This window comes from uncultured Phenylobacterium sp. (genome assembly GCF_902826855.1).
In the GTDB taxonomy this organism is placed as follows: Bacteria; Pseudomonadota; Alphaproteobacteria; order Caulobacterales; family Caulobacteraceae; genus Phenylobacterium.
This window is the reverse complement of sequence record NZ_CADEGK010000005.1, coordinates 12,685-36,434: the sequence shown is the minus strand read 5'-3', so window position 1 is coordinate 36,434 and position 23,750 is coordinate 12,685. Positions and strand designations below refer to the sequence as shown.

General features: G+C 68.2%; 25 protein-coding genes. 9 read left to right on the top strand and 16 right to left on the bottom strand.

Features of this window, described 5'->3' with window-relative positions:
• The first annotated feature begins 13 nt into the window (after nt 1–13).
• Together QZV94_RS01605 and QZV94_RS01600 are read left to right on the top strand one after the other, a co-directional pair.
• Complete coding sequence (locus QZV94_RS01605; RefSeq protein WP_293676049.1) at nt 14–946, top strand: ABC transporter ATP-binding protein; 933 nt, start codon at nt 14–16, stop codon at nt 944–946.
• Nucleotides 943–1,704, top strand: coding sequence for an ABC transporter permease (locus tag QZV94_RS01600; RefSeq protein ID WP_293676048.1), 762 nt, complete (start codon nt 943–945; stop codon nt 1,702–1,704). Before QZV94_RS01605 ends, QZV94_RS01600 begins: the two co-directional genes overlap by 4 nt.
• A gap of 39 nt (nt 1,705–1,743) precedes the next feature.
• On the opposite strand, the gene QZV94_RS01595 is transcribed toward QZV94_RS01600, so the two are convergent.
• The 5 genes from QZV94_RS01595 to QZV94_RS01575 are packed head-to-tail and all read right to left on the bottom strand — an operon-like array spanning nt 1,744 to nt 5,210.
• Nucleotides 1,744–2,019: an HPr family phosphocarrier protein gene (locus tag QZV94_RS01595; RefSeq protein ID WP_293676047.1), complete on the bottom strand. Its 276-nt coding sequence runs from the start codon at nt 2,017–2,019 to the stop codon at nt 1,744–1,746.
• A complete protein-coding gene (locus tag QZV94_RS01590) occupies nt 2,016–2,420 on the bottom strand; it encodes a PTS sugar transporter subunit IIA (protein ID WP_293676046.1) in 405 nt (134 codons plus the stop codon). The genes QZV94_RS01595 and QZV94_RS01590 overlap by 4 nt, the downstream gene beginning before the upstream one ends.
• Before the next feature lie 60 nt (nt 2,421–2,480).
• The gene (locus QZV94_RS01585) at nt 2,481–2,915 is read right to left on the bottom strand and encodes an HPr kinase/phosphorylase (protein ID WP_293676045.1); all 435 of its coding nucleotides are present in this window, start codon (nt 2,913–2,915) and stop codon (nt 2,481–2,483) included.
• The gene (locus QZV94_RS01580) at nt 2,915–4,525 is read right to left on the bottom strand and encodes a stimulus-sensing domain-containing protein (RefSeq protein WP_293676044.1); all 1,611 of its coding nucleotides are present in this window, start codon (nt 4,523–4,525) and stop codon (nt 2,915–2,917) included. Before QZV94_RS01580 ends, QZV94_RS01585 begins: the two co-directional genes overlap by 1 nt.
• Entirely contained in the window at nt 4,494–5,210 is a 717-nt protein-coding gene (locus QZV94_RS01575) for a response regulator transcription factor (protein WP_293676043.1), read from the bottom strand. The genes QZV94_RS01580 and QZV94_RS01575 overlap by 32 nt, the downstream gene beginning before the upstream one ends.
• 144 nt (nt 5,211–5,354) lie before the next feature.
• Between QZV94_RS01575 and QZV94_RS01570 the strand changes: the two genes are divergently transcribed.
• Both QZV94_RS01570 and QZV94_RS01565 read left to right on the top strand, forming a co-directional pair.
• A complete protein-coding gene (locus tag QZV94_RS01570; RefSeq protein ID WP_293676042.1) occupies nt 5,355–7,067 on the top strand; it encodes a hypothetical protein in 1,713 nt (570 codons plus the stop codon).
• Nucleotides 7,068–7,269: 202 nt separating this feature from the next.
• On the top strand, nt 7,270–9,195 hold the full coding sequence (locus tag QZV94_RS01565) for an NAD(P)/FAD-dependent oxidoreductase (protein WP_293676041.1): 1,926 nt from the start codon (nt 7,270–7,272) through the stop codon (nt 9,193–9,195).
• A gap of 316 nt (nt 9,196–9,511) precedes the next feature.
• Here QZV94_RS01565 and QZV94_RS01560 read toward each other — a convergent pair whose 3' ends face one another.
• The 3 genes from QZV94_RS01560 to pseB all read right to left on the bottom strand — a co-directional run bounded on the left by QZV94_RS01560 (nt 9,512) and on the right by pseB (nt 12,947).
• Nucleotides 9,512–10,456, bottom strand: a complete 945-nt coding sequence (locus QZV94_RS01560) for a hypothetical protein (protein ID WP_293676040.1) — start codon at nt 10,454–10,456, stop codon at nt 9,512–9,514.
• A gap of 271 nt (nt 10,457–10,727) precedes the next feature.
• Nucleotides 10,728–11,891 carry a UDP-4-amino-4,6-dideoxy-N-acetyl-beta-L-altrosamine transaminase gene (pseC, locus tag QZV94_RS01555; protein ID WP_293676039.1) on the bottom strand — a complete coding sequence of 388 codons (1,164 nt, stop codon included), beginning with the start codon at nt 11,889–11,891 and terminating at the stop codon, nt 10,728–10,730.
• 6 nt (nt 11,892–11,897) lie between these two features.
• Entirely contained in the window at nt 11,898–12,947 is a 1,050-nt protein-coding gene (gene pseB, locus QZV94_RS01550; protein WP_293676038.1) for a UDP-N-acetylglucosamine 4,6-dehydratase (inverting), read from the bottom strand.
• A gap of 93 nt (nt 12,948–13,040) precedes the next feature.
• On the opposite strand from pseB, the gene QZV94_RS01545 reads away from it, so the two are divergent.
• Nucleotides 13,041–13,439: a hypothetical protein gene (locus tag QZV94_RS01545; RefSeq protein WP_293676037.1), complete on the top strand. Its 399-nt coding sequence runs from the start codon at nt 13,041–13,043 to the stop codon at nt 13,437–13,439.
• Nucleotides 13,440–13,442: 3 nt separating this feature from the next.
• Here the strand turns inward: QZV94_RS01545 and QZV94_RS01540 are convergent, their stop codons facing one another.
• Nucleotides 13,443–13,736, bottom strand: a complete 294-nt coding sequence (locus tag QZV94_RS01540) for a 4a-hydroxytetrahydrobiopterin dehydratase (protein ID WP_293676036.1) — start codon at nt 13,734–13,736, stop codon at nt 13,443–13,445.
• Complete coding sequence (locus QZV94_RS01535; RefSeq protein WP_293676035.1) at nt 13,733–14,377, bottom strand: HAD-IA family hydrolase; 645 nt, start codon at nt 14,375–14,377, stop codon at nt 13,733–13,735. The genes QZV94_RS01540 and QZV94_RS01535 overlap by 4 nt, the downstream gene beginning before the upstream one ends.
• A gap of 72 nt (nt 14,378–14,449) precedes the next feature.
• Between QZV94_RS01535 and QZV94_RS01530 the strand changes: the two genes are divergently transcribed.
• Genes QZV94_RS01530 through QZV94_RS01520 form a run of 3 tightly spaced genes read left to right on the top strand, consistent with a single transcriptional unit; the run spans nt 14,450 to nt 16,414 of the window.
• Nucleotides 14,450–14,821: a VanZ family protein gene (locus QZV94_RS01530; RefSeq protein WP_293676034.1), complete on the top strand. Its 372-nt coding sequence runs from the start codon at nt 14,450–14,452 to the stop codon at nt 14,819–14,821.
• Nucleotides 14,818–15,627: a heme-dependent oxidative N-demethylase subunit alpha family protein gene (locus QZV94_RS01525; protein ID WP_293676033.1), complete on the top strand. Its 810-nt coding sequence runs from the start codon at nt 14,818–14,820 to the stop codon at nt 15,625–15,627. Before QZV94_RS01530 ends, QZV94_RS01525 begins: the two co-directional genes overlap by 4 nt.
• Nucleotides 15,628–15,649: 22 nt before the next feature.
• Nucleotides 15,650–16,414: a hypothetical protein gene (locus QZV94_RS01520; RefSeq protein WP_293676032.1), complete on the top strand. Its 765-nt coding sequence runs from the start codon at nt 15,650–15,652 to the stop codon at nt 16,412–16,414.
• Here QZV94_RS01520 and QZV94_RS01515 read toward each other — a convergent pair.
• The 4 genes from QZV94_RS01515 to QZV94_RS01500 all read right to left on the bottom strand — a co-directional run bounded on the left by QZV94_RS01515 (nt 16,411) and on the right by QZV94_RS01500 (nt 21,563).
• The gene (locus tag QZV94_RS01515) at nt 16,411–17,895 is read right to left on the bottom strand and encodes an MFS transporter (protein WP_293676031.1); all 1,485 of its coding nucleotides are present in this window, start codon (nt 17,893–17,895) and stop codon (nt 16,411–16,413) included. The genes QZV94_RS01520 and QZV94_RS01515 overlap by 4 nt on opposite strands.
• Before the next feature lie 96 nt (nt 17,896–17,991).
• Nucleotides 17,992–19,176, bottom strand: a complete 1,185-nt coding sequence (locus tag QZV94_RS01510; RefSeq protein ID WP_293676030.1) for a cystathionine gamma-synthase — start codon at nt 19,174–19,176, stop codon at nt 17,992–17,994.
• Nucleotides 19,173–20,555, bottom strand: coding sequence for a cystathionine beta-synthase (locus QZV94_RS01505; RefSeq protein ID WP_293676029.1), 1,383 nt, complete (start codon nt 20,553–20,555; stop codon nt 19,173–19,175). Before QZV94_RS01505 ends, QZV94_RS01510 begins: the two co-directional genes overlap by 4 nt.
• A 210-nt stretch (nt 20,556–20,765) precedes the next feature.
• Nucleotides 20,766–21,563 (bottom strand): PEPxxWA-CTERM sorting domain-containing protein, encoded by a 798-nt coding sequence (locus QZV94_RS01500; protein WP_293676028.1) that lies wholly within the window; start codon nt 21,561–21,563, stop codon nt 20,766–20,768.
• Nucleotides 21,564–21,781: 218 nt separating this feature from the next.
• Between QZV94_RS01500 and QZV94_RS01495 the strand changes: the two genes are divergently transcribed.
• Nucleotides 21,782–22,309 (top strand): hypothetical protein, encoded by a 528-nt coding sequence (locus QZV94_RS01495; RefSeq protein WP_293676027.1) that lies wholly within the window; start codon nt 21,782–21,784, stop codon nt 22,307–22,309.
• A 3-nt stretch (nt 22,310–22,312) separates the two neighbouring features.
• Here QZV94_RS01495 and QZV94_RS01490 read toward each other — a convergent pair whose 3' ends face one another.
• Both QZV94_RS01490 and QZV94_RS01485 read right to left on the bottom strand, forming a co-directional pair.
• The gene (locus tag QZV94_RS01490) at nt 22,313–22,984 is read right to left on the bottom strand and encodes a hypothetical protein (RefSeq protein ID WP_293676026.1); all 672 of its coding nucleotides are present in this window, start codon (nt 22,982–22,984) and stop codon (nt 22,313–22,315) included.
• Nucleotides 22,981–23,682, bottom strand: coding sequence for a HupE/UreJ family protein (locus tag QZV94_RS01485; RefSeq protein WP_293676025.1), 702 nt, complete (start codon nt 23,680–23,682; stop codon nt 22,981–22,983). The genes QZV94_RS01490 and QZV94_RS01485 overlap by 4 nt, the downstream gene beginning before the upstream one ends.
• Between the last annotated feature and the right edge of the window lie 68 nt (nt 23,683–23,750).

Here is a 23,750-nt window from a genome sequence, read left to right as displayed (position 1 = left end):
TTTGGGAGCGCGCGTGCCGGACCCGATCATATCCATTCGAGGCCTGTCGAAGACCTACGCCGGGGGGTTCCAGGCGCTCAAGACCGTCGATCTCGACATCGAGCGGGGTGAGATCTTCGCCCTCCTGGGCCCCAACGGGGCCGGCAAGACCACCCTCATCGGCATCGTTTGTGGCCTTGTCAGGATGACCGCGGGGAGCGTCGTCGCCGACGGCCACGACATACTGAAGGACTTCCGGGCCGCCCGCGCCAAGATCGGGCTGGTGCCGCAGGAAATCTCCACAGACTCGTTCGAGACGGTCTGGGACACGGTGAAGTTCAGCCGCGGCCTGTTCGGCAAGCCGCCGAACCCGGCGCACCTGGAGAAGGTGCTGAAGGACCTGAGCCTCTGGGACAAGAAGTCCGAGAAGATCCAGGCGCTCTCCGGCGGCATGAAGCGCCGGGTGCTGATCGCCAAGGCCCTGTCGCACGAGCCCACCATTCTCTTCCTGGACGAGCCCACCGCCGGCGTCGACGTCGAGCTGCGTCGCGACATGTGGGAGATGGTCCGGGGGCTGCGGGCCAACGGTGTCACGATCATCCTGACCACCCACTACATCGAGGAGGCCGAGGAGATGGCCGACCGCATCGGCGTGATCTCGCGCGGTGAACTGATCCTGGTGGAGGACAAGGCGGTGCTGATGCGCAAGCTCGGCAAGAAGCAGCTGACCCTGCACCTGCAGGAGCCGCTGGCCCATGTTCCCGCCGGCCTGGAGGATTACCAGCTGGAGCTGGCCGCCGACGGGGCCGACCTGGTCTACTCCTTCGACGCCCAGGCGGAATCCACGGGCATCGCCGAGCTGCTGAAGCGCCTGACCGAGCGCGGCGTCGACTTCAAGGACCTGCGCACCCAGGAATCGAGCCTGGAGGACATCTTCGTCAGCCTGGTGCAGGGCGCCCGAGCATGAACCTCAATGCCGTGAGGGCCATCTACGCCTTCGAGATGCACCGCTGGGCCCGCACCATCGTGCAGAGTGTGGCGGCGCCGGTGATCACCACCTCGCTCTATTTCATCGTCTTCGGCGCGGCGATCGGCTCACGCATGCCGTCGATCGGAGGGGTCAGCTACGGCGCCTTCATCGTGCCCGGCCTCCTGATGCTCTCGATCCTCACCGAGAGCATCTCCAACGGCTCGTTCGGCATCTACATGCCCAAGTTCGCGGGCACGATTTACGAGGTCCTGTCTGCGCCGGTGTCGGCCGCCGAGGTGGTGCTGGGCTACGTGGGCGCGGCGGCGTCCAAGTCGGTGATGCTGGGCCTGGTGATCCTGGCCACCGCCCGCATCTTCGTGCCCTACGAGATCGGGCATCCCTTCGTGGCGCTGGCCTTCCTGGTGCTGACCTCGGTGACCTTCAGCCTGTTCGGCTTCCTGACCGGCATCTGGGCGGACGGCTGGGAGAAGCTGTCGATCATGCCGACCCTGGTGATCACCCCGCTGACGTTCTTAGGCGGCAGCTTCTATTCCATCGACATGCTGCCTGGCGTCTGGCGACAGATCGCGCTGGTGAACCCGGTCGTCTACCTGGTCTCAGGCTTCCGCTGGAGCTTCTACGGCGTGTCCGACGTCGGCGTGTGGGTAAGCCTGGCGGCCACGCTGGGCTTCCTCGCCGCGTGCCTGGCCGCGGTGACCTGGATATTCCGGACGGGGTGGCGGCTGAAGACCTAACGCGCCCACCTTCCTCTCGCTTGCGCGAGGAAGTCGGACCTACTCGTCTTCCTCGAACTTGCCGGCCACCAGCTGCGCCAGCGCTTCCACGGCCTCCTTCGCCTGAGCCCCTTCCGCCTCGATTTCGATCTCACTGCCCGGCGCCGCGGCCAGCATCATCAGACCCATGATCGAGCGGGCGTCGACGGTGTGGCCATCCTTGGAGACGCGGACCTCGGCGTCGAACGCAGCCGCCAGCTTGACGAACTTCGCCGACGCGCGGGCGTGCAGGCCCCGCTTGTTGACGATCTCAACGGTGCGTTGGGCTTCGCTCACTTCTCTCCGGCCAGGACGTAGGAGGCCACGGAGATGTACTTTCGGCCGGCTTCCTGGGCAGCCGCCACCGCCTCCTCGAGGCTGACCCGGCTGCGAACCGACGCGAGCTTGATCAGCATCGGCAGGTTCAGGCCGGCGATCACCTCGGCCTTGGTCTGCTCCATGACCGAAATGGCGAGGTTGGACGGGGTGCCGCCGAACATGTCGGTGAGCAGGACCACGCCGTCACCCTGCTCCACCTGTCCGCAGGCGGCGAGGATGTCCTGGCGGCGCTTTTCCATGTCGTCCTCGGGGCCGATGCAGATGGCCTCGACCGCGGCTTGCGGCCCGACCACATGCTCCATGGCGTACACGAACTCTTGCGCGAGCCGGCCGTGAGTCACGATCACGAGGCCGATCATGCCTGACAATCCAAGGGTTATCCCCACCCTGCGGCGCCCGAGGGAGGCGGGCGAGCGTTGCTAGATACGCCTCTTGTGCGCCGCGTCAAAGGCCGTCAGCGCGCGGCTTAGTTTCGCAGGCGCGGACGTCTCGAAGGGGTCTGCCGCCAGGAGTGGAACCGCCATTCCAAGGATCGTTTCGGTTGTGTCCTGCGGGATGCGGTCGGGGGCTCCCAGGCGCACCAGCATCGCCACCTCGCAGAAGATCAGGGGCTCGATCCGCAGCACGTCCACGCCGCGCACCTCGATGAGACCGGCCAGCGTGTCCGGCGCCCGGCCCCAGAGCCCGCCGTCCGCGGCCCACAGCAGCACCCGGTCGTCGGCCACCAGCCGGAACCCGTGGTCCAGGCATCGCAGCGCCAGGTCGCTCTTGCCGGCGCCGGAGGGTCCCTCGATCAGGACGCCGCGCCAGCGGCCGCCGACCCGCTGGGCGATCAGCCCCGCGTGCTTGATCATCACGGCAAGGCGTCCGGGAGGGTCAGGACGAACAGGGCGCCCTCCACCTTGCCCTCCGGGCCGAGCCGGTTCTCGGCGCGCAGCGAGCCTCCGTGGGCTTCGGCGATCTGGCGGGCGATGGAGAGGCCCAGGCCCGAGTTGCCGCCGAACGCCGCACCTTTCGGCCGCGAAGTGTAGAACCGCTCGAACACCGTCTCCAGGTTCTCAGGCGGGATGCCGGGGCCGTTGTCGGACACCGTGGCGATCACCTCGTCCTTCACCCGCAGGAGGCCCACGGTCACCTCGTCGCCCGGGGGACTGAACGAGCGGGCGTTGTCGATCAGGTTGCGCAGGATCTGCCCCAAGGGGCCTTCCCGGCCCATCACGGTGGCGCTCTCCATACCCGCGTGCGGCGCGAAGTTGACCCGCACGTCTCCGGGTCGCGCGGTGGCCTGGTAGAGGGCGACGATGTCGCCAATCAGCCGGCCCAGGTCGACGATCTTCGGCTGGTCCCTGGAGAGTTCCGCGTCCAGGCGCGATGCATTGGAGATGTCGGTCACCAGGCGGTCCAGCCGCTGGATGTCGTTCTTCAAGATGCCCTGCAACCGATCGCGCGCCGTGGGGTCGGCCACCAGCTCCAGGGTCTCGACCGCCGAGCGAAGCGAGGTCAGCGGATTGCGGATCTCGTGCGCGACGTCGGCGGCGAAGCTCTCGATGGCGTCCATCCGCTCCGACAGCGCATGGGTCATGTCTTCCAGGCTGCGGGTCAGGGCGCCCACCTCGTCGTCGCGCTTGGCCAGGTCCGGCAGCGAGATGGCGCGAGCGCGCGCCTGTCGCACCCGGTCGGCTGCGCGGGCCAGCCGCAGGACGGGCTGAGCGACCAGACTGTTCAGCAGCAGCGAAGAGGCCAGCGTAACCCCCACGGCGATCAGGATGAACGGGATCAGCGCCTGGCGCTGGCGCGCGATGATCGCGTCGACGTCGCTGGCCTCCAGGGTAATCACGCCCAGGACCGCGCGCACGTGCTGGATCGGGATCGAGACCGAGACCACCCGCTCGCCCGAGTCGGTCCGCCGCATCTTGGCCAGGTGGCGGCCCTGCAGGGCGGCCGCCACCTCCTGTGTCAGGGCCTTCTGGGCCTCGCGCTGGGAACGGGCGTCGCGGTTGGGGGCCGGGTCCTTTTCGCCGCGTGCGCGGGCGGGCGGCAGTTCCTTGATGTCGACGCGGTCGGCCATCCAGTTCGAATCGGCCACCAGCCGGCCGCGGCTGTCGAACAGGCGAGCCCGCTGGGCGGTGGGGTTGGACAGCGTCTGCAGCAGTTCGGTGGCTAAGGCGGTGTCCATCTGCGGCTCGGGCTCGCCGATCGTCGCCGCCTGGTCCAGAATCGAGGCAATCAGCTCGCCCTGGGTGTTCAGGCTGTCGATCCGAGCGTTGACCAGGCCGCGGCTGATCTCGTTCTGCACCAGCGCCCCGCCGATCAGGATCGCCAAGCCCAGGAGGTTCAGGGCCAGGATCAGCCGGCCGAGACGAGAACCCGGCAGCCAGCGGAAGTTCGACGATGAGGCCGAGATCCAGTCCTTGGCCCGATCCCGCGCCCGCTCAGCTTTCGCGGTATCTGTAGCCGACGCCATAGAGGGTTTCGATCGCGTCGAAATCGGGGTCCACCTCGCGGAACTTCTTCCGCATCCGCTTGATGTGGCTGTCGATCGTGCGGTCGTCGACATAGACCTGATCGTCGTAGGCCGCGTCCATCAGGTTGTCGCGGCTCTTCACGAAGCCCGGCCGCTGGGCCAGGGATTGCAGCAGCAGGAACTCGGTGACCGTGAGCTTGACCGGCTTGCCCTCCCACAGGCTCTCGTGGCGGGCGGGGTCGAGGGTCAGCTTGCCGCGCTTCAGCGCCCGCGCGTTGGTTTCGGCCGAGGCCGCCGGGCCGATGGCCTCCTCACCCTCCGAGGACCGGCCACGCCGCAGGACCGCCTTCACCCGCTCGATCAGCAGCCGCTGGCTGAACGGCTTGTGCATGTAGTCGTCGGCGCCCAGGTTGAAGCCCAGAATCTCGTCGATCTCCTCGTCCTTCGACGTCAGGATGATCACCGGCACCTCGGAGGTGCGGCGCAGCCGGCGCAGGACCTCCATTCCGTCCATGCGTGGCATCTTCACGTCCAGGATGGCCAGATCCGGCGGATCGTTCTCCAGCGCCGCGAGCCCGGCGGCGCCGTCGTAGTAGGCCTTTACGGTGTGGCCGTGGCTTTCCAGCGCCAGGCTGACGGAGGTGACGATGTTCTCGTCGTCGTCCACCAGGGTTATCTTTGCCATCTGAAGTTGATCTCTCCTTTACCCCGGTGGCGTAAACCTAGTGAGCCTTCACCGTGGCCTCAATGGGGCCTGCGGGCCGGGCGCCACGGCTAACATGGCCTTAAGCTTGTTACGGCAACGTCCCACCCGCTGGGGGATGCCGGGATGGATGGGCACAAAGTGCATTTCGAGGTCTATGTCCGGAAGACCCCGGGGGCCGGCTGGACGCTCGACACCGCCACCGAGAGCCGGGCCACGGCCATCGAGACCGCCAACCGGCTGATGGCCGAGGGCCGTGTCGCCGCCGTCAAGGTCACAAAGGAAACCTACGACGAAGAGGCGCGTGAGTATCGCGCCGTCGTCATCATGAAGCAGGGCTCCGCCGACGGCGCCGCCAAGTCCAAGCCGCAGGCTGACCCCCAGCCCCTCTGCGTCACCCCGCAGGACCTCTACACCGGCCATGCCCGTGAACGGATCGGCCGGCTCCTGGAAGCCTGGCTGGAGCGCAACTACGCCACTCCGTTCGAACTGCTGCACCGCCCCGACCTGGTGGAGAGCCTCGAGGCGTCCGGCACGGAGCTGCAGCACGCCCTGCAGAAGATCGCCATTCCGGAGGCCCACGCCCGCGGCATGTCGGTGCACGAGATGATCCGCGCCTTCCACACGCTGATCGAGCGCGCCGTCGACAAGCTGATGAGCGACGCCAAGAAAGGCGTCCTGCCGAACTTCAAGAAGGAGAGCTTCGCCAAGGCCGCCGATCGGCTGGCGAACGACCCGGAACGCGCCTACCTGCTGGGCGCAGGCGTGGCCGGCGCGCTGGCCGACGCCAAGTGCTGGGGCGAGAAGCTCACCAAGCTCCTGGATCTGGCTGACGAGTGGCCGGAAAACGGCAAGGGCCGGGCCCTGGCGCTCGGCACCATCCAGCAGCCCCTGGCCGAGATCCTCGAGGCCAAGCCGGGGATCAACGAGATCCTCGGCCGCGGCGCCGACCTGGGCGAGAACCTCGCGGCCCTCACGCGCCTCGCCGCCTACGACACGGTCGACAAGCTGGCCAAGCGCGAGCCGGCGGTCGCCAAGTGCATGCCGGAGCTCTCGGGTCTGGCCATACGGCTGGCCGTCTGGCTGGCGAACGAGACCTTCCTCGACACGCGCGCCGCCATCGGCCGCCGCATCCTGCGCGAATTGATGGGCAACCGCCGGCTGCGCCCCAACGACGCGGCCGGCGAGATCGATATCCTCCGGGCGCTGGGCATGACGCTGACCGCCTCGGCCGGCAACCTGCTGCCGCTGGACCAGGTGCAGGCCGCCTTCACCGCGCGCTCGAAGATGCTCACCACCGGCGACTTCGTCGAGGCCTACCTCGGCCACGACATGAGCTCCAAGGAGGAGGTCGAGGCGCTGATCTGGCTCACCGAGAACGTCATTGGCCCGGCCAACAAGCGCAAGGCCGGCGGCTGGCTGAAGGCCGTGGTGACTTCGCTGCGGTTCGAGAAAGACATAATGGCCGCCGACGAGAGCCCGGCCGCCAAGCTCGCCACCCTGGCCCAGCTTCAACGCGCCGTCGGGCGCTGCGGCCTGGTGGCCGAGGATTTCCAGCCGCTGCAGGAAAAGCTGGGCGAGATCGGCGGCGAGATCGACAACCGCGCGAAGGTGACCCAGGGCGTGGCTCGCGCCAACGCGCCGGCCATCCATCGGCTGACGGTGCTGCTGAAGCTGGCGATGGGCGAATCCGGTCCACTGGGTCCTGCGTCCGTGCGCGCCAAGTCCGAGGCCCTCAGGCTGGTGAAGTCCGACGAGACCCGCGCCGAACTTGCCGCCGCGCCCGAGCAGGTGCAGCAGGTGCGCGACCTGATCCAGCAGGCCGGCCTGGCCGCCTAGCGCTATTAGGCGCCCGTTCGGCGGCCGCTGGTTCCTGAGAGGGGGAAACCTCTGCCTGCAGCGGCGCCGTCCCCGGGAGAAGCGCGTCCTCGCCGCCCCCGCGGCCATCGCCGCCCGACCCACCTCCAGCTTTGGACTCGACTCTGCGCGCTCCGCACCCCCCAATTCGGGCAAGAACACGATGCGGAGGAGTCTAAGGCGCATGACCAAGCTGGAGGTATCTTCACGGCCGGAGCTGCGGGCGGCCGACGATGCGACGATCGAGGACGCGATCGCCTACGCCGATCCCATGGTCCTGCGGGGCCTCCTTTACCAACTCACCGGCGATCCGGAGGTGGCGGCGACGCGCGTGCGGACGCTGCAGGCCGGCATGGGCGACGCGATCCTGCCGGAGAGCGACGCGGACGTGGCGCTGCTGCGGCGCAAGGGCGCGGAGTTCCTGAAGACCTATCGCGACGCGGGGGCGGGCATCATGGGCATCGGGCCCCGCGAACGGCTCCCAGTCAGCCTGGGCCTGATGCTGGGGCAGACGCTGGAGGGCGAGAACCTGCAGCATCATATCGAAGAGCTGGCGATCGACCCGCAGGCGCGGTCGCTGCGCTGGCGCGAACAGCCCGATCCCCAGCGGCTGAAGGACTTCACCGTCACCATCATCGGCGCCGGCATGGGCGGGCTGAACGCCGCGCTCCAGCTGCGCCAGGCCGGGTTCCCCTTCACCGTCATCGAGAAGAACACCGGCGTCGGGGGGACCTGGTGGGAGAACCGCTATCCGGGCGCCCGGGTCGATACGGCCAGCCGCTCCTACACGCACATCTTCGGCGTCGATTTCCCCTATCCCAACCCGTTCTGCGAGTGGCGGGAGAATGTGAAGTACTTCGACTGGGTCGCCGACGAGTTCGACCTGCGTCGCCATGTCCAGTTCGAAACCGAGGTCAAGACGATGACCTGGGACGAGGCGGCGGGCGAGTGGGTGATCGACATCGAGGGGCCGGACGGCGCCCGCACGATCCGCTCGCGCGCGGTGATCACCTCCGTGGGCCTGCTCAGCCGACCGAACATTCCCGAGATACCCGGCGCCGAGACCTTCGCCGGCGCCGCTTGGCACACCGCGCGGTGGCCGGAGCGCTTCGACCCCAAGGGCAAGAAGATCGCGGTGATCGGCACCGGCTGCACCGGCTACCAGATGATCCCCGAACTCGCCCTCGAGGCTGCGCAGGTGACCGTGTTCCAGCGCACGCCGCAGTGGCTGTTCCCCACGCCCGGCTACCGCTCGCCGTTCCCGCCGCAGGTCAACTGGCTGGACCGCAACCTGCCGTTCCACACCAACTTCATGCGCGCCCGGGCCTGCACCCTCGATGGCCTCGCCAACCTGGCGCAGATCGATCCGGACTTCGACGATCCTCACGCCGTCAGCCCGCTCAACAAGCGCGCCCGCGACGCCAGCCTCGCCTTCGTGAAGAGCAAGCTGGGCGATCCGGATCTCGTGGCGGCCATGACCCCGGCCCACCCGGTCTGGTCGGCCCGTGCGGTGGTGGTCGACCCGGAATACTCCATTCTGGACGCGATCCAGCGCGACAACGTCACCCTGGTCACCAACGGGATCCAGCGCATCGAGCCGGGCGGCGTCGTAGCCAAGGACGGGACGCTGCACGAGGCCGACGTGATCGTCTACGCCACCGGCTTCCACGCCACCGAGTTCCTCTATCCGATGACGATCACCGGTCGCGGCGGCCAGACGCTCGAGGCCCTGTGGGCGGACGGCGGCGCGCGCGCCTACCTCGGCTGCATGATGCCGGGCTTCCCGAACCTATGGTCGATCTACGGCCCCAACACCAACGGCGCGCTCAACGTCGCGTCGTTCCACGAGAAGATGGCCCTCTACGCGCTGCAGTGCATGGAGACGCTGGTGCTGGGCAACGGCGCGACGATGGAGGTCAAGCCCGAGGCCTACTGGCGCTACAACCGCCTGGTGGACGAGCGCAACGCGACCAAGGCGTGGAGCGACCCGCGCGCCCACAACTACTACTGGACCGAACACGGCCGCTCGTCGGTGATGAACCCGTTCCTCAGCGCCGAGATGTCCGGCTTCTTGCGCACGCCCGACCCGGCGGATCTGGAAGTTGGCTGATTGACGGCGGTGTCGGCCTCGACGCGTCGCGGATCGCGCACTGCCGCGATGACGTCCTGGAGGGTTCGGCCTCAGTCGGCTGGCATCCACTCCGGCTCTTCCTCGAGATGCCACGCTCCGAGCCAGTGAACGTGGGGCTCACAGCCGCGGCCGACGAGAATCGACGTCCTGCCTCGCTGCGCTCCGACTTCCGTGGCCAGGAGACGCTTTGAATCCGCGATGGCGCTGGGGTCGTCAGGGTAAGAGGTGACTTTCGACCATCTCGGAACTATTCCGCCGACGGTCAAACGCAGCGTGTAGTTGACCGAAGGTCGGTTCAATCTCGCCTCCTCGGGGCTACGCTAAGCAACGGTGGTTGAAACGCGACGACGCCGAGCGCCTCTCGAACTTCGTCTAACCCCAGGTCCAACAGCGGGTTCCATGAAACGGCAATCAACGGCCGGGTCTCGCGGCCGTGCATCCAACCCCTGAAGATGCAGTCCAGTGTCAGTCCCAGATCTGCCGGTCGTTCCAGGCTCTGGATCACCAGGGTGATGGCGACGGCGAGGGCGGAGTAGTGGTGACCTACCTGGCCCATCAGGAAGGCGCTCATGGCTACGTCGGCCCGCGAGTCGCCGCCATGACCCGCCACCAACGCCCAAAGCCGCCAGGATCGGATGACGTGGGAATTGATGGCGGCCAATGGCGGCGGCATATGCCGGATCAGGGGCAGCAGGGTCTCGCTGAACGGCGCGGCGACGCCGTCCCCGCGAAGCAGTTCCTGACGAAATGCGTAGCCCAACGAGCCGGGGCGATAGACGGCTAGGGCATCGAGGTCATAGGGCGCCGGGAGGCCGCGGGCCTCCGCCTCCGCCACACCCGGGTATGTGCTCGCCACTTCGGCCATTCGAGCGTTGATCCCCGGGTCAAGCTCGCCGGCCAACTCCAGGACGCGGGTGGGGAACACTTGGTCCCGGACATCCGCCGGCAGCGCCACGAGCTCCCATAACGTCTCCCAGAACGCTGGCGAGAGCCGCAACTCGTCTCGGAACCGAAGCTTCGGTGGAAACACCGGCAATCCCAACCAGCCGGCTGCGGCGTTGTCATAGACGTCGGGCAGGCGTTCCGGGGTGAGGGCAGCGACGTTGAGAGCCTTGGAGGCAAGCGCGCGCAGGCCCAAGCCCGTCACCTCGCGATGAAGGCCCCTGGCCAGCGCACCGGCGTCCCCGCTTCCTGACTCGATCATTTCCTGGAAGTGGGTTCGTATCGCGACGCTGACCAAATCTACGCTCCGGCGACCGTCGCTCGGGCGAACAGCGAGGAGCCACAGCGAGGGTGCTCGCAAGTAGCCATATCCTCGTTTCCCAAGCAGCGCCGAGGGTTAGCCCGATCGTCCGGTCTCTTCGAGCCAATCGCCTATCGGGCGTAATCGCTCGGATTGGCACTCTTCATGCGTGTACTGGCCGGCTGCCGATTTCAGCCCACGCCCCCCGCCTGGAGCCACTCCGACCCGGGAGGGGCGGCCCGGCGGCCCCGGGCGACGGAACGCGAACTTAAGCGCCCAGCACGTCGCGCAGGGCGTCGGCGACCTCCTCCACGTCGCCGTCGGCCATGCCCGGATAGAGCGGCAGCGACAGACAGCGGGCGTACCACGCCTCTGCGCCGGGCAGGCTGAGGTCGCCGTAGAGGCCGCGGTAGTAGGGCTGGCGGTGCACCGGGATGTAGTGGACCTGGGTCCCGACGCCTCGGGCCCGCAGGTCGTCCACGACCTGACGCCGCGTGCGGCCCACCGCCGGAAAGTCGATCAGCACGCACATCAGGTGCAGCACCGGGTCGCTCCAGGCCGGGCGCGCCGCGATGCGGACAACCGGGGCAAGCGGGGCGAGCGCGGCTTCGTAGGCCGAGGCCAGCGTCCGGCGACGCGCGGCGAAGCGCGGCAGCTTCGCCAGCTGCGACTGGCCGAGCGCGCAGAGGATGTCCGGGAGGCGGTAGTTGAAGCCCGGCTCGGGCATCTCGTACCACCAGGGGTCCGCGTCCGGCGGCCGCACCATGCCGTGGCTGCGAAGGCTCCTGAGGCGCCCCTCGAGCCTGTCGTCGTTGGTGGTGACCATGCCGCCCTCGCCGGTGGCGATGGTCTTCACGGGATGAAAGGAGAAGGTGGCCATAGCCGAATGGCGCACATCGCCGATCGTTTGCGTCACATTGCCGAACTTTGCCGTCGTTCCGAGCGCATGCGGCGCGTCTTCGACAAGCACCGCGCCGGCCCCCCGCGCCAGGGCCGCCAGCGCCGGCAGATCGCGCGCGTCACCGCGCAGGTGGACGGGCAGCACGGCTCGCAGCCTCCGTTCGCCCACCCGCTCGATCGCGTCTGCCAGCGTTTGCGGCGTCATCAGGCCGCTGTCGGGGTCCACGTCGGCGAAGACCACGTCGGCGCCCACGTAGCGGGCGCAGTTGGCGGTCGCCAGGAAGGTGATCGATGGCGCAATCACCACCTCGCCGGGCTGCACGTCCAGCGCCAACATGGCCAGGTGCAGGGCCGCGGTGCCGTTGGAGCACGCCACCGCGTGGCGCGCGCCCACTGTCTCGGCGAAGGCGCGCTCGAAGGCCTCGACCCGGGGGCCGGTGGTCAGGAAGTCGGCCTTCAGCGCCTCGACCACGGCGGCGATGTCGTCGTCCTCGATGGTCTGCCGGCCGTAGGGAAGAATGGGGCCGTCCATGGTCGCCTAATCTGTCGCCCGGCGCCGGCGCGGCGATCTGCCCTCGCCCAGCATCGCCATCAGGCCGGCCGCGTCCAGCCAGGCGTCGTTCGTGTCGCTGGCATAGCTGAACTCGTCGGCCAGCCGCCCGCCGGTCAGGGGCTCGCGGGTATACTCCACGAACGCCGGCTCGATGGCGTAGCGGTCACCCAGGTCCACCGTGTTGCGCGCATCGTCCTGGCTGATCATCATCTCATGCAGCTTCTCGCCGGGCCGTATCCCGACCACCTTGGTGGCCATGCCGGGCGCCAGGGCGGCGGCCATGTCGGTCATCTTCATGGACGGGATCTTCGGCACGAAGATCTCGCCGCCGTGCATCGCCTCCAGGGAGGACAGCACGAACTCGACGCCCTCGTCCAAGGTGATCAGGAAGCGGGTCATGCGCGGATCGGTGATCGGCAGCTCGGTGGCGCCGCGCGCGATCAACCGCTGGAAGAAGGGGATAACCGAGCCGCGGCTGCCCACGACGTTGCCGTAGCGCACCACCGAGAACCGCGTCCCGATGTCGCCGGACAGGTTGTTGGCCGCCACGAAGGTCTTGTCCGACGCGAGCTTGGTGGCGCCATAGAGGTTGATGGGGTTGCAGGCCTTGTCGGTGGAGAGCGCCACCACCTTGCGCACGCGATTGGCCAGGCAGGCGCGCACTACGTTCTCGGCGCCCATGATATTGGTGGCGATACACTCGGACGGATTGTACTCGGCGGCCGGCACCTGCTTCAGGGCCGCGGCATGGATCACGACGTCGACGCCGCGGAAGGCCAGGCTCAGCCGTTCCCTGTCGCGCACGTCGCCCAGGAAATAGCGCATGACCGCCAGCTGCTCGGCGCTGAAGCGCTCGGCATAGTCGATCTGCATCTCGCTCTGCTTCAACTCGTCGCGCGAATAGACGATGAGCTTCCGCGGCTTAGCCTGCTTCAGCACGGTTTCGATAAAGCGGCGGCCGAACGAGCCGGTGCCCCCGGTCACCAGGATGACCTTTCCGTCCCGGTCCAGGTTGGTCGGTGCAAATCGGCCCAATGGGCGGCTCCCGTCGTCGCGGATCGTCTCTCCGGCCACTCTTCGCAGGGCCGCGTAAAGAGACCGCTAACCACGGTCGGCGAGGATGCGAGCATGCACCGCCGCCTGCTCCTCACCGTCGCCATCCTCACCGCCCTGCCCGGCATGGCGCTCGACTCGGGCGGGGGTGAGAAGAAGAAGTCGGGTGGCGGCACCTACCTGCCGATGAACACGCTCTTGGGCACCATGATCCGCGCCAGCGGCAAGCGCGGCGTGCTGTCGGTCGACTGCGGCCTCGACGTGCCCGACCCGACCCTGCACAAGCTGGCCGACCAGTCGTTGCCGCGCCTGCGCGCGGCCTATGTCCAGACGGTCCAGGGCTACGCGGCCGGCCTGCCCCAGGGGGCCCTGCCCAACGCCGACTATCTGGGCCTGACCCTGCAGCGCCAGACCGACACCATCCTCGGCCGCCCCGGCGCCAAGGTGCTGCTGGGCGCCATCATCGCGAACTAGCGGTCAGGCGACCGCGGCCTCGTCCATGAAGGTCGCCAGCTGCACGTCCAGCTCCGTCACCCCGCCTGCGTCGTGGGTGGCCAGGGTCATCTCGACCCGGTTGTAGACGTTGAACCACTCCGGGTGATGGTCGAGCTTGTCAGCCATCAGGGCCACGCGTGTCATGAACCCGAACGCGGCGTTGAAGTCCTTGAACTTGAAGGTCTTGCAGATGGCGTCGCGGCCGCCCTCCACCTTGGCCCAGCCGGTCAGCCGCGTCAGCGCCGTCTCCGCGCCGATCCTGGCCGGGCGCGTCATGCGAACGTGAGGCCGGTGGCGGCCGCCAGGTCGTTCAGCGTCTGGTCCTCGTCGATCACCTTGATCGCCTTCATCCCCAGGCCCGCGGCAGGCTTGCAGTTGATGCCCAGGTCGTCGAGGTAGATGCAGTTCTCCGGCTTCACCGCCAGGAGGTCGCACATCATCAGGTAGATGCGCTGGTCGGGCTTGCGCACGCCCGCCTTGGAGCTCTCGATGATGGCGTCGAACAGCGGCATCACCTGGCCCATGGCGCCGGCCGCCTGCTGGATCTCGTTCTGACCCGGGCTGTGCATGGAGACCACATTGTTGGTGATGCAGCCGACCTTGAAGCGGGCTTTGCACGCCTTCAGCGCCGCCACCATCCGCGGTCGCAGTTCGCCCGAGAGCTTCGGCAGCACATCCCCGCCACGGATCGGGAAGCCGAGCGCCGTGGATTCCTCGAGGAACAGCTGGTCGAAGCGGGCGGCGTCGATCTCGTTGCGCTCGAACAGGGCCCAGGCGTTCTCATGGTGGTTGGTCGCGTTGACCCGCCGGATGTGATCCTTCGGCGCGCCCATCTCCGCCTCCAGCCGGTTGAAGGCCTCGAACGGCGAAGAGGTGAACACCCCGCCGAAATCCCAGATCACCGCCTCGAGCGCCACGCACATCTCCTGCACCAAAACTCAGCGCGGCGGACGCTAGAGAGACGAGGTGTGGTGTGCAAGTAAGGTCCGATGCTGCCCCACCGCTTTCCACGGCCCGCGCGCCTCGGCCTCTACGCCTTGGCGGCCGCAATCCTGCTGGCGCTGTGTGTCCTGCCCAGCCGCGACCTGCCCGATCCCGGGACCGGCGACCGCTTCGAGCACTTCGCCGCCTGGCTGGTCCTGACCCTGACCGGCTACGCGCTCGCGCCCAACCGCCGCCTGGCGATTCCGGCCTTCGCCCTGGCCTACGGCGTTTTCATCGAAGTCCTGCAGGGCGTGCTGCCCTCCGGCCGCCACGCCGACCCGCTGGATCTGCTGGCCGACGCCCAGGGGGTGGCGACGGGCGTCGTCCTGTTCCTGCTGGTCCGCTGGCTGGGAAGCCGGAGGCGCGCTCGCGCATGACCCTGCGCCACGCCCCCTGGGAGGAGGCGGGCGAGTTCCGCATCGGCCTCGCGCCGATCGCGGCGAGCGCGTGGTTCGAAGGCGGCGAGACCGACCCCTCGGCGCGCAAGGATCCGCTGTTCGAGGGCGCCGCCGCCCCGCTGGTGTGGGCGGAAACCGGGGGCTCGCGCCCGGCTCAGGCCGAGGTTTTGGCCCTGGTCGCCGAGGCGATCGGCCGACCGATCGAGACGCAAGGCCGCCCGCCGCTCTACGCCGCCGCCCGCTGCGTAGCCGACGACCTGTGCCTGATGGAAAAGCGCGACGGCCATTGGCGGCTAAGCGCGCTGTCCCTCAGCGCCGGAAGCTTCTTCACCGCCGCCGAGGTGATCGGGCGGAGCCTCTCGGAGCTCCACCGCCCGGTGACCGGCTTCGAGGACCGACTGCTGGCGCGGGTGACCCGCATCTTCGACGGCCTGCGCGATGGGCTGGTGCTGGAGCGCCGCAACTGGAGTGTGGTCTCGACGCCGGAACTGCACATGCCCGATCCCGGCCCGATGCGCGCCGCGATCCCGGCCATCGACCCGGCCCGCGCCGCCCAGGTGCTGCATGTGCGCTGCGAGCGCCAAACGCTGCGCCGGCTGCCGACGACCGGTGGCGTGGTCTTCACCATCCGCGTCTGGGTGAACCCGCTCAGTGATGTCGCCGCCGATCTCTCGCGGCTGGCGCGGTTCGCGCAAGCCTGGCGCACGGCCCACCCGGACTTCCGAGCCTACAAGCGCCTGGAGCTCTACGACGCGCTGGTGGCGCCGCTGATCGACGGAGCCTGAGCTCGCCAGTATGGTCCGCGCCATGTCCGAGACGCCCAAGCCGTTCATCTACCTCGCGGTCCCTTGCTACGGCGGCAACCTGAACCTCTACTTCGTGTCGTCGATGCTGAAGCTGCAGGACGCCTGCCGCGAACGCGGCGTCGGCCTGCACATCGACATGATGGGCGGTGAGGCGCTGATCACGCGCGGCCGCTCGCGCCTGGCCGCCGCGTTCCTGGCTTTCCAGCAGGCGACCCACATCCTGTTCATCGACGCTGACATCGGCTTTCCGCCGGAGCAGGTGTTCCGGCTGATCGACGCCGACAAGGACGTGATCGCCGCCGTCTGCCCGCTGAAGAAGATCGATTGGGAAAAGGTGCGCGCGGCCGCCAAGGCCGGCGTGGCCGACCTGCAGGCCGCGGCTATCGGATACGTCGTCCGCTTTCTGCCGAATGCGGACAACAGCGTGGAGGTCGAGGACGGCATCGCCAAGGTGGCGTACGGCGGCACCGGCTTCCTGCTGATCAAACGCCAGGCCATGCAGCGCCTGGTCGACGCTCACCCCGAGCTGCGCGCCAAAATGGGCGACATGGCCGACAACCAGGCGCCCGTGGCGACCATGGTGTTCGACACCATGATCGAGCCGGAGACCGGCCAGTACCTATCGGAGGACTATGCCTTCTGCCGCCGCTGGCGCGACCTGGGCGGTGATATCTGGGCCGACTTCTCCGCGCGCCTCACCCACGTGGGTCACGCCGCCTACACCGGCAGCCTGATGGACGCGCTCCGGCCCGGCGATCCCGGCTAGCCGCGGCGCTCGGCCAACAGCCGCCGCGTTTCCAGGTACGTCGTGTGGTTGATGCGGTAGCGGCCGTAGCAGATCGCCGCGAGGACGCCTGGGACGATGGTGACCACACCGTCCCAGAGCGCCAGATTGAACAGCACGTCCTCCGGCACCTGGCCGGGCGTGGCCTTGCGCGGGAAGGCGATGAACGACACCACGAACCCCGCCAGCGCCGCGCCCACCGCCTGGTCCAGCTTTCCGGCGAAGGCGCGGGTCGAATAGAGGATTCCCTCCTGGCGGATGCCGTGCTTCAGCTCGTTCTCGTCGGCGATGTCTGCGAGCGCGGAGGTGACGCTGATGGTAAGGAAGCTGATGGCCAGGTAGCCGAAGGCGCCGAGCGCGATGAGGATCGGCAGCAGCAGCGGCGAGTCCGCCTTCAGCAGGCCCATCATCCCTAGCGTCGGCGCGATCGCGGGGACGATCGCGTAGCCGAGGCACGCGGCGATCATCGTCGCCTTCTTGTCGAACCGGCCGTGCATGCGCGCGGCGAAGAAGAAGGCCAGGATGTAGCCGATGAAGCTGCCGATGATGAACCAGCGCAGGTCGCTGGAATTGATCTGCCAGTAGAAGCTGGCCATGTAGAGCCGCAGGCCTTCGCGCAGCCCCACCATCATCGACAGGAAGAAGTAGCCCGCCAGCAGCCAGGCGTAGCTGACATTGCCCAGCGCGCGGACGATGTCCCGGAAGAACTCCCGGAGGCTGAACTTCGGCGTGTTCGGCGCGGTCTTCGGGAGCAGCGGGATGCGGTCCATCGTGAAGATCGTCGAGGCGTACAGGATCACGATGATGGCGATCGCCCCGGCGAGCGCGAACTGCGGCCATGGCTCGGGGTTCAGGAGGCCGTTGTGGAACTGCTCGGTCCTGGGGAAGAAGAAGGTGAGCGCGATCCACGCCGTCGCCGAGCCGCCGACCCATTGGAAGAAGGCGTTATAGGCCATCACCTTGGACCGCTCGGTGTAGTGCGGCGACAACTCCCCGCCCAACGCCAGATGCGGCGTGTGGAAGAAGGTCATCACCTGCCGCAGCATCCCGACGCTGACCCCGCACCAGATGGCCAGGCCCAGGGGCCCCAGGTCCGGCGGATTGAAGATGCAGTAGAATGAGACCGCGATGGGGATCGGGGACGCCAGCATCCAGCCATGTCGGCGGCCGAAGCGCGTGGAGAAGGTGCGGTCCGACCAGGCGCCGACCAGCGGCTCAGTGATGGCGTCGAACACCAGACTGACGGAGAGCGCCAAGCCTACCCAGACGGGATTCACGCCCAGCACCTGATTGTAGAAGAGCATGGCGAAGGTCGCGACCGTGTAGATCGCGATCATCTCGGCGGCGCTGCCGACCCCGAAGGCCAGCTTGGTCTTGAGCGGCAGCAGCTCGGTGGAAGCCGCCGCCACGGGCGCGGTGGGAGCGGCCGGCACGGCTGGCCCAAGCGGGATGGTGTCGGTCATGGCCTTCCTCCCACGCACTCTGCGGCGCGCCTGGAGGCCAGCAAGCCTTAACCTAGGTTTATCGTCAATCGTACCTGTGTTTCGACGCTGACACCTTCAGGCCAGCGCCTGCTCCAGGTCGGCGATGAGGTCGCCTGAATCCTCCACACCCACCGACAGCCGCACCAGGCCGTCGGTGATGCCGATGCGGGCGCGGGTTTCCGCCGGGATCGAGGCGTGGGTCATGATCGCGGGATGTTCGATCAGGCTCTCCACGCCGCCAAGGCTTTCGGCCAGGGTGAAGAGCTGGGTGCGCTCCAGCATCCGGCGCACGCCGTCCATGTCGCGATCGAGGACGACGGTGATCATGCCACCGAAGCCCGACATCTGGCGCTTGGCCAGGGCGTGCTGGGGATGGCTTGAAAGGCCCGGGTAGATGACCTTGGCGACCTCGCTGCGGCCCTCGAGCCACTCCGCGATGACCTGGCCGTTCTCGCAGTGCCGCTGCATGCGCAGCGCCAGCGTCTTCATGCCGCGCAGCGTCAGGTAGCTGTCGAAGGGCGAGGCGACCGCGCCGATGGCGTTCTGCAGGAAGGTGAGCTCGTCGCGGAGCGACGCGTTGTCGCCCACGAGCAGGGCGCCGCCCACCACGTCGGAATGGCCGCCGATGTACTTGGTGGTCGAATGCATCACCACGTCGAAGCCCAGCTCCAGCGGGCGCTGGCAGTAGGGGCTGGCGAAGGTGTTGTCGGCCGCCGCCATCAGGCCGCGGCGTTTGCACAGCTGGGCGATGGCTTCCAGGTCGCAGAGCCGCAGCAGCGGGTTGGTGGGCGTCTCCACCCAGACGATCCTGGTCCTCGGTGTGATCGCGGCCTCGATGGCCGCGAGGTCGGCGAGGTCCACGAAGCTGAACTGCAGACCCGCCGAGCGCTGGCGCACCTTTTCGAACAGCCGGAACGAGCCGCCGTAGAGGTCCTCGCTGGCGATGGCGTGGTCGCCGGCGTCGCAGGTCTCCAGCAGGGTCGAGATCGCCGCAAGCCCTGAGGCGAAGGCGTAGCCCTTGGTTCCGCTCTCCAGGTCCGCCAAGCCCCGTTCCAGCGCAAAGCGGGTCGGGTTCTGACTGCGACTGTATTCGAACCCCTGGTGCACCCCGGGGCTCGCCTGGGCGTAGGTCGAGGTGGCGTAGATCGGCACCATCACCGCCCCGGTGGAAGGGTCGTGCTGCTGGCCGCCGTGGATGGCCCGGGTGGCGAAGTCCAGCCGGTTCTTGCCCCCGGCCTTGGGTTCGGTCTCGTCGCTCACGCTGCGCGCCTCAGGTAGTTGATCAGGTCCATGCGAGTGATCAGGCCGAGGAACTCGCGGCCCTCCATCACGATCGCCACCTCGTCGCGCTCGAATATGGGGAGCAGCGTGTCCAGCGGCTCGCCGGACTGCAGCGTGTGCAGCTTGGCGGTCATGGCCGTGGAGACCGGCTGGCGGAACCGGGCGTCCTGGCGGCGGTCCTCGACGGCCTCCAGGAGGTCGCTCTCGTCCACCAGGCCGATCAGCCGCCCGTCGTCCAGCACCGGCAGCTGGCTGACGTCGGCGGCGCGCATCCGATTGTAGGCGGTGAGCAGGGTGTCCTCCGGCCCCACGGTCACGGCGTCGCCGGGCGTGCGGGCGATGAGGTCGCGCAGGTCGCCGTGCAGCTCCCGATCGGCCAGGCCCTGCTCGGCGACCCAGCTGTCGTTGTAGACCTTGCTCAGGTAGCGAGAGCCGGTGTCGCAGACGAGGGTCACCACCCGCTTGGGCTCGGTCTGCTCGCGGCAGTAGCGCAGCGCGGCGGCCAGCAGGGTGCCCGACGATGACCCGCCCAGGATGCCAGCCTTGGTGAGCAGGAGCCGTGCGGTGGCGATGCTCTCCGCATCGGTGATCTCGTAGGCCTTGGACACAAGGGTCAGGTCGCAGTTGTCGGGGATGAAGTCCTCGCCGATGCCCTCCACCACCCACGAACCGGGCTCGACCTCCTCGCCGCGTTCCACCAGGGGCGCCAGGATCGAGCCCACAGGGTCGGCCAGCACCATCCTGGTCTTGGGCGAAGCCTTGGCGAAGAATCGACCCAGCCCGGTCAGCGTGCCGCCGGAGCCCACACCGACCACCACGGCGTCCACGTCGCCCTCCATCTGCTCCAGGATCTCGGGGCCTGTGGTGGTCTCGTGGGCGAGCGGGTTCGCCGGGTTGGAGAACTGGTTGATGTAGACGGCGTTGGGCAGCTTGGCCGCGATCGCCTGGGCCATGTCCTGGTAGTACTCGGCGTGACCCTTGCCGACGTCGGAGCGCGTGATGCGAACGTCGACCCCCATGGCCCGCAGGTGCTGGATCTTCTCGCGCGCCATCTTGTCCGGCACCACCAGCAGGAGCTTGTAGCCCTTCAGCAGGCCCACCTGCGCCAGGCCCAGGCCGGTGTTGCCGGCAGTGGCCTCGACGATGGTTCCTCCGGGTTTCAGGGAGCCATCCTTCTCGGCCGCCTCGATCATCGAGCGGGCGATGCGGTCCTTGATCGACCCGCCGGGATTGGCGCTCTCCAGCTTTACGAACAGGCGGCAGGGACCGATGTCGAAGCCGGTGAGTTCAAGCATCGGCGTGCGGCCGATCAGGTCGAGGGCGGAGGCCGCGGGGGGCGGCAGGGGCTGGCTGGTCAAGTCTGGTCTCTCGCGGCTGGCGACGGAACGCCCCTTCGCAAACGGAACCGGATTGCTTTGGGTTCAGCCCGAGGAGGTAGACATCAGCCGAAGGACCGGCGCAAGCCGCGATGCTTTTGCGCCGCGGCCGCGAATGAGGGCAGGAACACCTCACAAACGAAAAGGGCCGGCGCCCATTGGACGCCGGCCCTCGTCGGGTCGTCGGGTCGTTCAGGCGAAAAGGGTGCGCCGCCGGCGCAGCATCGCGCCGGACAGGCCGAAGCCGGCGATCATCATCGCCCAGGCGGCCGGTTCCGGAACAGGCCCAGCGCCGCCGCCGTAGAACTGCCTGAAGCAGCTGTCGTCGCCACGGTCGACGCAGACCTGCAACGAGCCCGTGTTGTCCGCGAAGATGTCATCGTTCAGGCCGAACTGAACGTGGGTGATACCCGCGCCCAGACTGGCGGAAAAACCGAACAGGGTGCCGTTCGGGACGCGGTCGAGGCCGGAATAGGTGGTGCCCAGGGAGAACGGCGAGACGACGCTCCCCGTGCTGTCGGTAAACGCGCCGACCAGGGCGTTCAGGTACTCGTCCTCGTAGCCCACCAGGATCGGGCCAAGGTCCGGGTCGTCCATCGGGTCATCTTCGAAGCGCTCACCGAAATACAGGTAGGCGCTGGGAAAGAGCATCCCGCTCGCACCGGGATCGCCGTTGGCCAGGAAGACCGGGCTCGTGTCCCCGTTGTAGCCGTTGTTGTTGACCACAGGGTCCGTCGCGAATGCGCTGGTGAGCCCCCCGACGAACAGGATGCCGTAGCTATCCCCCGCGCCGATGCCGAGATTGGAAAAGTCGAAGACCGCAGGGCCGCTGCCGTCCTGGGTCCCGAACTGGTAGTCGGTGTTGAGGCCGCCGTCTTCCCAGAGCCACGGCATGGCTGTGCCGGCGACATCGAGAACGAAATAATCGGCGGCGGAGGCGCTTCCGCCCACGGCCAGAGCGGCCAGGGCGCCTAGCAGGTAACGTCGCATTCGTAGCTACTCCCACGGAGTCGCCGGCCCCGTGTCAGCGGGCGAAGTTGACATCAAGCGCAGCCTTAGCGCGGCGCCCCGGAGCCGTGAACCATGTTCGCCTGCAGCGGGAATTTCGCCGGCGGGGCGCAATCTGTAACGCGATCCGCTACGGTTCAGTACGGTGCGCGCCCGGCGCGGTCCGGCTAGGCTGCCTCACCACGACGGAGTTCGCTCGCTTGAGACGCATGATGCTGCTGGCCGCCGCGGCGGCCCTCCTCGCCGCCTGCTCGCCCGGTAAGCCCGCCGCTACGACGGGGGCCGCGGCCGTGAAGTTCAACACCGACCTGCCGATGACCGAGTTCATGGGACACGTCGTCGACCCCGCCGCCTTCCTGTACTGGAACAACTCCGGCTCGGTGATCACCGCGGAGGGCGAGAAGGACCGCTATCCGACGACGGACGAGGGCTGGGATGTCCTGGTCACCGGCGCCTCGACGCTGGTGGAGGCGGGCAACATGCTGCAGCTGCCCCACCGCGTCCGCGAGCCGGCGGCCGACTGGAACAGGCACGCCCAGATGCTGAGCGACCGCGCGATGACCGCCCGCGCGGCCGCCGAGAAGCATGACAAGCAGGCCGTGTTCGACGAGGGCGGGCGCATCTACGAGGCCTGCGTCGCCTGCCACGAGCAGTTCATCATCGAACCTGAGCTCAAGGCCAACGGACCGGCTCAGGCCAACCCTTTGCCGGCCTTGCCGAAGAAGTAGGGCTCAGGGCGCCAGGCTGAGGCCGGGCCGGGCCTGCGCGGCCGGCACGTTGGCCACGACGCCCGCCTCGTTGCCGGGCTGCCCGGCCGGGATCAGCTCGTAGAAGCCGGCCAGCCGCAAGCGAACCATGGCGCGCCCGTCGCCAAGGTTGGTGAACTGCCAGCCCTGGATGCCGGCGAAGGGCGACGTGAGCGCGCCCTGTTGCTTCAGCGCATTGCCCTTCCGGTACGTGGCCACCGTCATGCCCTCGCCGGCCTTCGCGAGGGTGTGGCCGTGCTGGTCGAACTGGAAGTCGCGGGCATCGCTGAGACCCGTGACCTCCCACGCGTAGGTCAGGGTCGCGTCCTTGGCCATCCGCACCTTGTATTCCAGCTGCGACTTGTCCGCGCCGTCCAGGAAGCCGCCCAGCGGGATTTCCACGACGTCGCTGCGGAAGGCGATGTCGTACTCGCGAGCGCGGGCCACCCCACCGGCGTTGGCGTCGACGGTCTTGTCGTCCGGCGCCCACAGCCGCGACAGGCCGCTGTGCCGGCCCAGGCCCAGCGGGTCCCTGTTGAACTCCGCGGGAAGGATGGCGCCCAGCACGATCAGCACGGCGATGAGCAGCGCGCCGAGGGTGGCGGCGATCAGCGGGCCCTTCCTCATCGGACGGGTGGGTTGATCGTTCAGGCTCATGAAACCGCTCCGCCGTAGACGTAGCCCGCGATCTGGTGCCCGGCGAGCACGAAGCCGGCCAGCATCAGCAGCACATTGGCGCCCTTCGCCATCGGTTCGAACGCGGCGGTGCGCCGCCAGAGCGTCATGGCCGCCAGGATCAAGGTCAGCGCCAGCACCTGGCCCACCTCCACCCCGACGTTGAACGAGACCAGGTTCACCAGGAGGCCCTCGGGATTGAGGTTCAGCGCCTGCAGCTTGGTGGCCAGGCCGAAGCCGTGGATCAGGCCGAAGCCGAACACCGCCGCGCGCGGGTCGGGCTGGACGCCGGCCAGGGTCTTGAAGCCCGAGAGGTTGTCGAAGGCCTTATAGGCCACGCTAAGCCCGATCACCGCATCCACCAGGTGCGGGTCGACATGCAGCTTGAAGAACACCCCCGCCAGGAGGGTGATCGAGTGGCCCAGCGAGAAAAGGCTCACGTAGAGCGCGATCTGGCGCAGCCGGAACAGGAAGAAGATGACGCCCACCAGGAAGGCCAGGTGGTCGTAGCCGGTCACCATGTGCTTGGCGCCGAGGTAGATGAACGGGACCGGGTCGGGCCCGCGCGTCGCCGCCACGAAGGCCGCGTCCGTACCGCCGATGTTGTGGGCCGAGGCGCCGGCGGCCCAGGCGAGTGCGCCCAGGCCGGCCAGCCATCCCCAGTGCGAGAGCTTGGCCATCGCGCTGGACGTACTGCGGATTCAGGAAACTACAAACGTTGTCATCCCCGATCGAACCGTCGGGCCGT

Coding starts and splice junctions, on each gene's coding strand:
- QZV94_RS01600 (WP_293676048.1), top strand. CDS start 943: ATGAACCTCAATGCCGTGAGGGCCATCTACGCCTTCGAGATGCACCGC.
- QZV94_RS01590 (WP_293676046.1), bottom strand. CDS start 2,420: ATGATCGGCCTCGTGATCGTGACTCACGGCCGGCTCGCGCAAGAGTTC.
- QZV94_RS01585 (WP_293676045.1), bottom strand. CDS start 2,915: ATGATCAAGCACGCGGGGCTGATCGCCCAGCGGGTCGGCGGCCGCTGG.
- QZV94_RS01580 (WP_293676044.1), bottom strand. CDS start 4,525: ATGGCGTCGGCTACAGATACCGCGAAAGCTGAGCGGGCGCGGGATCGG.
- QZV94_RS01575 (WP_293676043.1), bottom strand. CDS start 5,210: ATGGCAAAGATAACCCTGGTGGACGACGACGAGAACATCGTCACCTCC.
- QZV94_RS01570 (WP_293676042.1), top strand. CDS start 5,355: ATGGATGGGCACAAAGTGCATTTCGAGGTCTATGTCCGGAAGACCCCG.
- QZV94_RS01565 (WP_293676041.1), top strand. CDS start 7,270: ATGACCAAGCTGGAGGTATCTTCACGGCCGGAGCTGCGGGCGGCCGAC.
- pseC (WP_293676039.1), bottom strand. CDS start 11,891: ATGGACGGCCCCATTCTTCCCTACGGCCGGCAGACCATCGAGGACGAC.
- QZV94_RS01545 (WP_293676037.1), top strand. CDS start 13,041: ATGCACCGCCGCCTGCTCCTCACCGTCGCCATCCTCACCGCCCTGCCC.
- QZV94_RS01540 (WP_293676036.1), bottom strand. CDS start 13,736: ATGACGCGCCCGGCCAGGATCGGCGCGGAGACGGCGCTGACGCGGCTG.
- QZV94_RS01530 (WP_293676034.1), top strand. CDS start 14,450: ATGCTGCCCCACCGCTTTCCACGGCCCGCGCGCCTCGGCCTCTACGCC.
- QZV94_RS01525 (WP_293676033.1), top strand. CDS start 14,818: ATGACCCTGCGCCACGCCCCCTGGGAGGAGGCGGGCGAGTTCCGCATC.
- QZV94_RS01520 (WP_293676032.1), top strand. CDS start 15,650: ATGTCCGAGACGCCCAAGCCGTTCATCTACCTCGCGGTCCCTTGCTAC.
- QZV94_RS01515 (WP_293676031.1), bottom strand. CDS start 17,895: ATGACCGACACCATCCCGCTTGGGCCAGCCGTGCCGGCCGCTCCCACC.
- QZV94_RS01500 (WP_293676028.1), bottom strand. CDS start 21,563: ATGCGACGTTACCTGCTAGGCGCCCTGGCCGCTCTGGCCGTGGGCGGA.
- QZV94_RS01490 (WP_293676026.1), bottom strand. CDS start 22,984: ATGAGCCTGAACGATCAACCCACCCGTCCGATGAGGAAGGGCCCGCTG.
- QZV94_RS01485 (WP_293676025.1), bottom strand. CDS start 23,682: ATGGCCAAGCTCTCGCACTGGGGATGGCTGGCCGGCCTGGGCGCACTC.